The sequence below is a fragment of the Enterobacter sp. genome (assembly GCF_977039595.1).
In genome coordinates this window covers 1-9,153 of record NZ_CDRQYH010000107.1, presented here as the reverse complement: position 1 = coordinate 9,153, position 9,153 = coordinate 1, and the positions used below count along the sequence as shown (strand labels likewise).

The following is a 9,153-nucleotide window of genomic DNA, read 5'->3' as shown; positions in this document are numbered from 1 at the left end:
CGTCCTGCATCGCCGGCGCTTCGCCAATGATGTCGGTGGTTGGCCCAAAATCGGGCGCGTGGCGTGGTTGTTGCTGCTCCTGATAATGGCTAATCGCGCGTTCAACCAGCGCCACCGCTTCGTCGATATCAAACGGTTTGGGCAGGTAATCGAACGCCCCTTGCTGATAGGCACTCACTGCGGCATCCAGATCGGAGTGCGCGGTCATTATGATGACCGGTAGCATAGGGTGGCGTTGTTTGATCTGCTTTAACAGCGCCAGCCCGTCCATGCCCGGCATACGGATATCCGACAGCAGAACATCGGGCGTTTTAGTGGTGAGTGCGTCGAGCACTTCGCTGCCGCTCTCAAACGTCGTGCAGCTTAATCCTGCCCCTGTGAGCGCGCGTTCAAGCACCCAACGGATGGAGCTATCGTCATCGACTACCCAGACTATCCCTCGTTGCATAAACGTCACCTTTATTTTTTAATCGGCAGGAAAACCGAAAACTCGGTATGTCCCGGCCAACTGGTAAATTCAATTTTTCCAGAGTGTTGGTCGATCAAACTGCGGGCAATGGATAAGCCCAGGCCGGTTCCGCCTTCGCGGCCGCTGACCATCGGGTAGAACAGGGTGTCCTGCAGATGCGATGGAATGCCGGGCCCGTTATCCTCAACGTCGATTCGGGCGGCCAGCCGGTAGCGCACGCCGTGTAACGTGAGCTGGAAGGCGGTGCGGGTGCGTAAAATAATCTCGCCGCCTTCAGGTCCCAGCGCCTGCAGAGCATTACGCACAATATTCAACAGGACCTGCTCAATCTGGTCCGGGTCATGGGCCAGTTCCGGCAGGCTTGGGTCGTAATCACGTACCAGCGTGACGTTCTCTGGCAGCTCCATTGAGACGAGCTTCACCACCCGCTCAGCCACTTTATGGATGCTTTCAGTGACGTGCATTCCCGGCTGCTGCGGACCGAGAAGACGGTCTACCAGATTCCGCAGACGGTCCGCCTGCTCAATGATGACGTTGGTATATTCCGCCAGCGCAGGGTCAGGCAGCGCCTTGGTCAGAAGCTGCGCCGCGCCGCGTAACCCACCCAGCGGGTTTTTGATTTCATGCGCCAGACCGCGCACGAGGTCACGGGCTGCAATCTGCTGCGCATGCTGAAGCTGCTCCTGGCTCAGTCGACGCTGATTATCCATCGGCGCCATTTCCAGCAGGATCAGGCCTTCGGGAAGACGTTGCGCGGTTAGCGACAGAATGTGCGAGCGCCCGTCGATCACCAGCGTCACTTCGTTATCGGTGAAACCCTGGCCTGCCTGTAAGCTTTCCTGCATCAGGCCAATATTCAGCGAAAAGTAGCTCAGGAGTTCCGGAAGCGGGGTACCGAATAGTTTACGTGCGCTTTGGGCAAGCAGCTGCTGTGCCGCCGGGTTGGCGTAATGAACGGCCAGCTCGTCATCGACCAGCAAGATGCTGTTAATCAAAGAATTGAGGATCTGCCCAGCATCGGGCAGCGTGCCAGTTGCCATTCAGCAGTCTCCTGGAGTCGTTTGCACTAATTTAGTGCAGTATAGCGTTTTCGGCGTAAAAAGCGCGTGAGATCAGATTGTTGGTGGAGAAAAAAGCCCATCCGGAGATGGGCTAAAAGTTTCCACGGCAACTACTCCCGGCGCTTGTCACGCCGGGTAAAACAACTTAATTAAACGCTGTAGTACAGTTCGAACTCAACCGGATGCGGAGTCATGCGCACGCGGTCGTTCTCTTCAGTGCGCAGTGCGATGTAAGCATCGATAGCGTCGTCAGTGAATACGCCACCTGCAGTCAGGAACTCACGGTCTGCGTCCAGCGCCTGCAGGGCTTCTTCCAGAGAGCCAGCAACCTGTGGGATCTCTTTCGCTTCTTCTGGCGGCAGGTCGTACAGGTTTTTGTCCATCGCTTCGCCCGGGTGGATCTTGTTCTTGATACCGTCCAGACCGGCCATCAGCAGTGCTGCGAAGCACAGGTATGGGTTAGCCGCTGGATCCGGGAAGCGTACTTCGATACGACGCGCTTTAGGAGACGCTACTACCGGGATACGGATAGAAGCAGAACGGTTACGTGCAGAGTAGGCCAGCATCACTGGCGCTTCGTAGCCCGGGACCAGACGCTTGTAGGAGTTGGTGGTTGGGTTCGCCAGGGCGTTGATCGCTTTAGCGTGTTTGATTACGCCGCCGATGTAGTACAGCGCCTGCTCGGACAGGCCAGCATATTTGTCGCCAGAGAACAGGTTGGTACCGTTTTTGGACAGAGACATGTGGCAGTGCATACCGGAACCGTTATCGCCAAACATTGGTTTTGGCATGAAGGTCGCGGTTTTACCGAAACGGTGCGCAACGTTGTGCACAACGTATTTGTAGATCTGAATTTCGTCCGCTTTTTTGGTCATGGTGTTGAAGCGGGTTGCCACTTCGTTCTGACCAGCAGTCGCCACTTCGTGGTGATGAGCTTCAACAACCAGGCCCATCTCTTCCATCACCAGACACATGGTGGAACGAATGTCCTGTGCAGAATCGACCGGAGGAACCGGGAAGTAACCACCTTTAACGCCAGGACGGTGACCTTTGTTACCACCTTCATATTTGGTGGAGGAGTTCCATGCACCTTCGATGTCGTCGATAGCAACGTGGGAGCCAGAAATAGAAGCACCGAAACGGATGTCATCGAACAGGAAGAACTCTGGCTCTGGCCCGAACAGAACGGTGTCTGCGATGCCGGTAGAACGCAGGTACTCTTCAGCGCGTTTAGCGATAGAACGCGGGTCGCGGTCGTAGCCCTGCAGCGTGCCTGGCTCGAGGATGTCGCAACGGATGATCAGGGTTGGTTCTTCGAAGAACGGATCAATGACCGCAGTGGTCGCATCTGGCATCAGAACCATGTCGGATTCGTTAATGCCTTTCCAGCCACCAATGGAGGAGCCGTCAAACATTTTGCCTTCTTCAAAGAATTCGGCGTTCACCTGATGAGCAGGGATTGTGACGTGCTGTTCTTTACCTTTGGTGTCGGTGAAGCGGAGATCAACAAACTTCACTTCATGTTCGTTCAGCATCGTCAAAACGTGTTCAGCGGACATACTTAACTCTCCAGATTGGTCATTGTCGTCGTGGTAACGAGGTCTTCAGTTTCTGTTTGTACTGGCTGTTGCCATGTATTTTTTATAAAGCGAAATCTGTGCCAACTTTTAAATCACCCCAAAAAGGCGTTATCATGCGCACCATAGTGCAAAAGGGCTGCACCACGATGGATTGGTTGCACCAGTATAGTGCTTCAATGTGAACATTGAGCACCATATTGGTGCAATTTACGTTAAAGTGCCCTTTTTCGCTCCGTGAAAGCGATCACAAAGCATCTCTGCAATACTTGTTTGCGGAGGATGTTTGTGATCCTGTTTTGTAGTGCGATTAATCCGTGTACAATAACGCGCTATTTCTAATGCCTGAGGCAAAGTTGTGATCGAAAATTTGCGTAACATCGCCATCATCGCGCACGTTGACCATGGTAAAACTACCCTGGTTGATAAGCTGCTGCAGCAATCCGGTACGTTTGATGCGCGTGCCGAAACTCAAGAGCGTGTGATGGACTCCAACGATTTGGAGAAAGAGCGTGGGATTACCATCCTCGCGAAAAACACCGCGATTAAATGGAATGACTACCGTATCAACATCGTTGATACCCCAGGGCACGCCGACTTCGGTGGTGAAGTTGAGCGCGTGATGTCCATGGTGGATTCCGTGCTGCTGGTGGTTGACGCATTTGACGGCCCGATGCCGCAAACGCGCTTCGTGACCAAAAAAGCATTTGCCCATGGCCTGAAACCAATTGTTGTTATCAACAAGGTTGACCGTCCTGGCGCACGTCCTGACTGGGTTGTTGATCAGGTATTCGACCTGTTCGTTAACCTCGACGCGACCGACGAACAGCTGGACTTCCCTATCATTTACGCTTCGGCGCTGAATGGTATCGCGGGTCTGGATCACGAAGATATGGCGGAAGACATGACCCCGCTGTATCAGGCGATTGTCGATCACGTACCGGCACCGGATGTTGATCTGGATGGTCCACTGCAGATGCAGATCTCCCAGCTGGACTACAACAACTACGTTGGCGTCATCGGTATCGGTCGTATCAAACGCGGTAAAGTGAAGCCAAACCAGCAGGTTACTATCATCGATAGCGAAGGCAAAACCCGTAACGGTAAAGTTGGCAAAGTGCTGACTCACCTGGGTCTGGAGCGTATCGACAGCGATCTGGCTGAAGCGGGCGACATCATCGCTATCACCGGTCTGGGCGAGCTGAACATCTCTGACACCATCTGCGACCCGCAGAACGTGGAAGCGCTGCCAGCCCTGTCTGTTGATGAACCAACCGTTACCATGTTCTTCAACGTCAACACCTCTCCGTTCTGTGGAAAAGAAGGTAAGTTCGTTACCTCTCGTCAGATCCTTGACCGCCTGAACAAAGAGCTGGTGCACAACGTTGCGCTGCGTGTTGAAGAAACCGAAGACGCTGATGCATTCCGCGTTTCTGGTCGTGGTGAGCTGCACCTGTCTGTTCTGATCGAAAACATGCGTCGTGAAGGTTTCGAAATGGCGGTTTCCCGTCCGAAAGTTATCTTCCGCGAAATCGACGGCCGTAAACAAGAGCCGTTCGAAAACGTGACGCTGGACGTTGAAGAGCAGCACCAGGGTTCTGTGATGCAGGCGCTGGGTGAGCGTAAAGGCGACCTGAAAAACATGAATCCAGATGGCAAAGGCCGCGTACGTCTCGACTACGTGATCCCAAGCCGTGGCCTGATCGGCTTCCGTTCTGAGTTCATGACCATGACCTCCGGTACCGGTCTGCTGTACTCCACCTTCAGCCACTACGACGACGTGCGTCCGGGCGAAGTTGGCCAGCGTAACAACGGCGTGCTGATCTCCAACGGTCAGGGTAAAGCGGTTGCGTTTGCGCTGTTCGGTCTGCAGGATCGCGGTAAGCTGTTCCTGGGTCACGGTGCTGAAGTTTACGAAGGCCAGATCATCGGTATTCACAGCCGTTCTAACGACCTGACCGTAAACTGCCTGACCGGTAAGAAACTGACCAACATGCGTGCGTCCGGTACTGACGAAGCAACGGTTCTGGTTCCACCGATCAAGATGACCCTGGAGCAGGCTCTGGAATTCATCGATGACGACGAACTGGTAGAAGTGACTCCGCTGTCTATCCGTATCCGTAAACGTCACCTGACCGAGAACGATCGTAAACGTGCAATGCGCGGTGCGAAAGAAGAGTAATACGGTCAATCTATAGGTCGGGTAAGCGCATGTACCACCCGGCCGGTAAAAAGCCGCTGATCCCTCAGCGGCTTTTTTATTCGATGATCGCCAGAATTCTTCATTACCCGGGGGAGTTATGTCCCAACGCTATCTTTTTCCTGCGAAATTCACGGATTAGGGTAACTCTGCTCCATTTATCACGAACACCCGATCTGCCGATGAAATCGTGGTTTCGCGATGCGCGATAATAATCCTCGTAATGTTCATCGCCTGTATAGACTGATTGACCTGACTTTCACTGGTTTTATCAAGGTGGCTGGTCGCCTCGTCCATGAATAAAATACCCGGTTTACGGTATAATGCCCGGGCAATATAAATCCGCTGTTTTTGACCGCCGGACAACCCTTCCCCAAGTTCACCAATCAGTGTCTCGTAACCCATTGGTAGCTTTAAAATGTCATTATGAATATGGCTTGCGATAGCGCATTGCACCATCCACTGCTCGTCAATGTCAGGCCGAAAACCGGCGATATTCTCTTTGATTGAGCCTGAAAACAGCTTATCTTCCTGCATGATACAGGCAATGCGTTCAGCATAATGCTCGAAACCAAGTTGCTTAATATCAATGCCATTAATTCGGACGCAGCCGTTCGACGGTTCGAATAAACCGCACAACACTTTCATCAAGGTGCTTTTACCTGAACCCGATACGCCCGTAATAGCAATACTCTCTCCGGCATGAATGGTCAGATTCAGTTTGCTGAAGATAGGGTCCGCATGGTTATCATAACGGTAAGTCAGATCCTGAGTTTCGAGCGTTAAGGCTCCGTGTGGTAAACGCAGCGGGCTGGTGGCCGTTGAAGAAGATGCTTCCTGCAGCGCAATATCGGCAACGCGTTCATTGTGTAAGTTGATGATCTTCAGCTGAATGATAAAGTTGATCAGGGCATTTATTCGGTCATAGAACTGACTCCTGAAGGTGTTAAATGCGATAAACATACCGATGGTTAAATGACTATCCATCATCAGCCTGCCGCTAACCCACAGGATAACAATTTGGTCGCAGGCGGCGATAAAAGAGACGACGCCACCAAAGAAAAGATCCATTCGCGTCAAACGAATGCCTGTATTGACCTTATCTGAAAAAAGATTAAACCAGTTATTGATTCTCAGGTCAGTCATCCCCTGAATCTTAATCGTCGCGATACCGTACAGGGTTTCCATAAAATAAGAATTAAGGCGTGCTTCCTTGATTAACTCTTCTTCGGATAGCTGGCGATAGTATCGATAGGTAGCAAACCGAATGAAGGTGTATATTGCGGTAAAAGAGACCACTATCATGCTGAGCTGCAGGTTGTATAAAAACATCATTACCAGCAAACCCATGAGCATTAGCGTATCAATAATGCTACCAGTCAAACCTGTGGTAAAAGTGGCCCGTATAACATCAAGCGAGTGGAAGCGAGACTGAATGTCCCCCAGTTTGCGTCTTTCAAAATAGGTGGTCGGTAGCTTAATAAGGTGAGAAAAGAGGCTAAAACTCCACTGGACGTCGATGAGTGTTCCCAGTACCAGCGTGGTCCAGGAGCGTATGACACTGACCGTCAAACGTAACAGAATCAGAATAAACAACCCAAGACAGATGATATTAAGTAAACCGTAATCTCCGGATGCAATCACATTATCCGTGACTAATTGTGTCCCCACAGGCATTAGCAGGCTGATCAACTCAATCACCAGCGATAAGAAAAATACCTTCGTCAGTGAAGTTATCAGTCCATTGATATTCTTTAATAACGTGGTCGCTTTTAACCTGTTTTGCTTCTTTTGAACTGAGAAAGTGGTTCCCGGCCATACCTCAAGCACAACACCAGTAAAATGTTGGGACAATTCGGGCATGCTAATCACCCGTCGTCCAAACGCAGGGTCGTGGATCACCGCGCTGTTCTTATCGACCTTAATCAGTACGACAAAATGGTTAAAATCCCAATGCAATATGCAGGGCTTACGCACGTCATGTAATTCCTGAAGGTCCACGGACAATGCGCGTGACGACATCTCCAGTTCACTGGCAATTGCTTTTATCGCATTGAGGTTGACCCCACGTGATGACAAATTGAATTGTTGCCGGAGTTGCAGTAGATCCACCTGCTTGCCATAAAAACTGCATATCATTGAAAGACAGGCCAGGCCACATTCGGACGCTTCGGTTTGAAAAACAACTGGGATGCGTTTAAATATTTTCAGATCCAACTTGCGCAGCAGCGTCTCAAGTGTATAAAGATTATTCATTACCCGCGTCCGTTACGCTCATTTTCATTTCGTAAAATGGCGATAATAACCACTCATAGATATGTCTCTTTTCAAGGAAAAGAGAAATCTGCGCTTTGGCTCCCTGGCTCAGTGAGAGTTGTTTTCCATGAACTTGCACAGACTGTAGGTCAGGTTTGATCATGATTTTGTACCAGGACTTTTTATCGTCATAGAATTCATGTGCGATGGTCTGCTTTGACAGGAGTTCTGGCTTCGATGCCGGAAGCCTGGATATTGCTGATATTGATGCCCTGAACTGACCAAATTTTTCATAAGGAAAGGCGTCGTAACTAACATTAACGCGCTGGCCAATCGCCAGATAAGGAAGAACTTCATCCGGAACCCAGGTTTCGAGATAGCATGGTGAATGGATATTCTGCTGAACTCGCGCCAGTACATCGCCTGCGCCGATCATCTTACCTTGCGCCGTATTGATGGAGTCGATTAAGCCATCGGCTGTTGCCACGATGACATAATTACCTTCCGCTTCTGTATTTAACTTTTCTTTTTGCAGTTCGTATATTTGTTGCTCAAGCTGGTAAATCTGTTGGTCATAATCAGCGCTCTGGGACTGGATTTGCTGATTGAGCGCATCGATCTGAACCTGGTCCTGTGATTTTCTGGCGACCAGGTCAGAAACATTGCTCTGCTGTTGGTAGAGTAGTGCGTTTTGGCTACTCATCTGGTCTTTGGTGACCAGACCTTTTTCCTGATAACCACGGTAATCGTTAACGTTCTTCTCAATCTGATGCAGTTCCCGCTCAGCCTGCACCAGTAGCCCAGATGAGGTATTAAAACTGGACTGATAATGATCTTTTTGAGTCGTCAGCGCGTTGAGCGTACGGTTTTTCGAAGAGTTCAAATTTGCCATCATTACGCTGATACTCTTTATCTGTAGCGCGATCTCCTTTTTTTTATTCTCATCAACCAGGCCTGATTGCGTCGATACACCCGAATGAATGAGAAAGAGAGCATCACCTTTTTTTACGCGATCGCCTTCATTAACAAAACTCTGCACGACTGTACCCTGCATTGATGCAGAGATATTCACTGAGCCAGGGAAAGTGGTTATTTCACCGTGAACGATGACGCGACGGGTGTAGGAACCTTTGGTAATAAAAATAGAAATGGAAGCAATAAAAAAAATGCTGAGCAATATGATAAGAGCAAAAGGGATGCCCGGCAGAAGAACAGCTTTCCCTTCCCACCGTTTAATCTGATATTCAATAGCTTCCTTGCGAAACATATCTGGCCTCATGCGGGGTGGAAATAGCCGCCAAATATCAGCGGCTATGAGTTATAATGGTTCAGGAATTAATGTCTACCGTGATCATTACCCTGGCGGCCACCGCCACTTTTCGAACCACCATTACCTTTTGATGAACCACCGCTTTTACCACCAACGTTAACCGAGCAACCACCGCTAAAGGATGTGCTTTCAGAGGCTTTGTTGAATAAATCGAACTTTTGCTGAGTTGAAGGATCAGATCACGTATCTTCCCGACAACGCAGACCGTTCCGTGGCAAAGCAAAAGTTCAAAATCACCAACTGGCCCACCTACAATAAAG

6 protein-coding genes and 1 pseudogene are annotated in these 9,153 nt (G+C 50.3%); 1 reads left to right on the top strand and 6 read right to left on the bottom strand.

Annotated elements, in window-relative coordinates; translation table 11 throughout:
* The 3 genes from ACWYRJ_RS19840 to glnA form a co-directional block, all read right to left on the bottom strand.
* The coding region (locus ACWYRJ_RS19840) for a response regulator (protein ID WP_455508476.1) at positions 1–448 on the bottom strand (448 nt) is incomplete at its 3' end.
* A gap of 11 nt (positions 449–459) precedes the next feature.
* Entirely contained in the window at positions 460–1,509 is a 1,050-nt protein-coding gene (gene glnL / locus ACWYRJ_RS19835; protein WP_008501857.1) for a nitrogen regulation protein NR(II), read from the bottom strand.
* Positions 1,510–1,679: 170 nt separating this feature from the next.
* The gene (glnA, locus tag ACWYRJ_RS19830; protein ID WP_008501856.1) at positions 1,680–3,089 is read right to left on the bottom strand and encodes a glutamate--ammonia ligase; all 1,410 of its coding nucleotides are present in this window, start codon (positions 3,087–3,089) and stop codon (positions 1,680–1,682) included.
* A gap of 376 nt (positions 3,090–3,465) precedes the next feature.
* Here glnA and typA point away from each other — a divergent pair, with 376 nt between their 5' ends.
* On the top strand, positions 3,466–5,289 hold the full coding sequence (gene typA, locus ACWYRJ_RS19825; RefSeq protein ID WP_008501854.1) for a ribosome-dependent GTPase TypA: 1,824 nt from the start codon (positions 3,466–3,468) through the stop codon (positions 5,287–5,289).
* 156 nt (positions 5,290–5,445) lie between these two features.
* On the opposite strand, the gene ACWYRJ_RS19820 is transcribed toward typA, so the two are convergent.
* The 3 genes and pseudogenes from ACWYRJ_RS19820 to ACWYRJ_RS19810 all read right to left on the bottom strand — a co-directional run.
* On the bottom strand, positions 5,446–7,563 hold the full coding sequence (locus ACWYRJ_RS19820) for a peptidase domain-containing ABC transporter (RefSeq protein WP_111963939.1): 2,118 nt from the start codon (positions 7,561–7,563) through the stop codon (positions 5,446–5,448).
* Complete coding sequence (locus ACWYRJ_RS19815; RefSeq protein ID WP_455508475.1) at positions 7,556–8,830, bottom strand: HlyD family secretion protein; 1,275 nt, start codon at positions 8,828–8,830, stop codon at positions 7,556–7,558. Before ACWYRJ_RS19815 ends, ACWYRJ_RS19820 begins: the two co-directional genes overlap by 8 nt.
* A 61-nt stretch (positions 8,831–8,891) precedes the next feature.
* Positions 8,892–9,153: pseudogene (locus tag ACWYRJ_RS19810) on the bottom strand (hypothetical protein); the annotation flags it as partial.

What these genes read in the sequence shown, in the direction of transcription:
- glnA (WP_008501856.1), bottom strand. Translation starts at nt 3,089, where the DNA reads ATGTCCGCTGAACACGTTTTGACGATGCTGAACGAACATGAAGTGAAG.
- glnL (WP_008501857.1), bottom strand. Translation starts at nt 1,509, where the DNA reads ATGGCAACTGGCACGCTGCCCGATGCTGGGCAGATCCTCAATTCTTTG.
- ACWYRJ_RS19815 (WP_455508475.1), bottom strand. Translation starts at nt 8,830, where the DNA reads ATGTTTCGCAAGGAAGCTATTGAATATCAGATTAAACGGTGGGAAGGG.
- ACWYRJ_RS19820 (WP_111963939.1), bottom strand. Translation starts at nt 7,563, where the DNA reads ATGAATAATCTTTATACACTTGAGACGCTGCTGCGCAAGTTGGATCTG.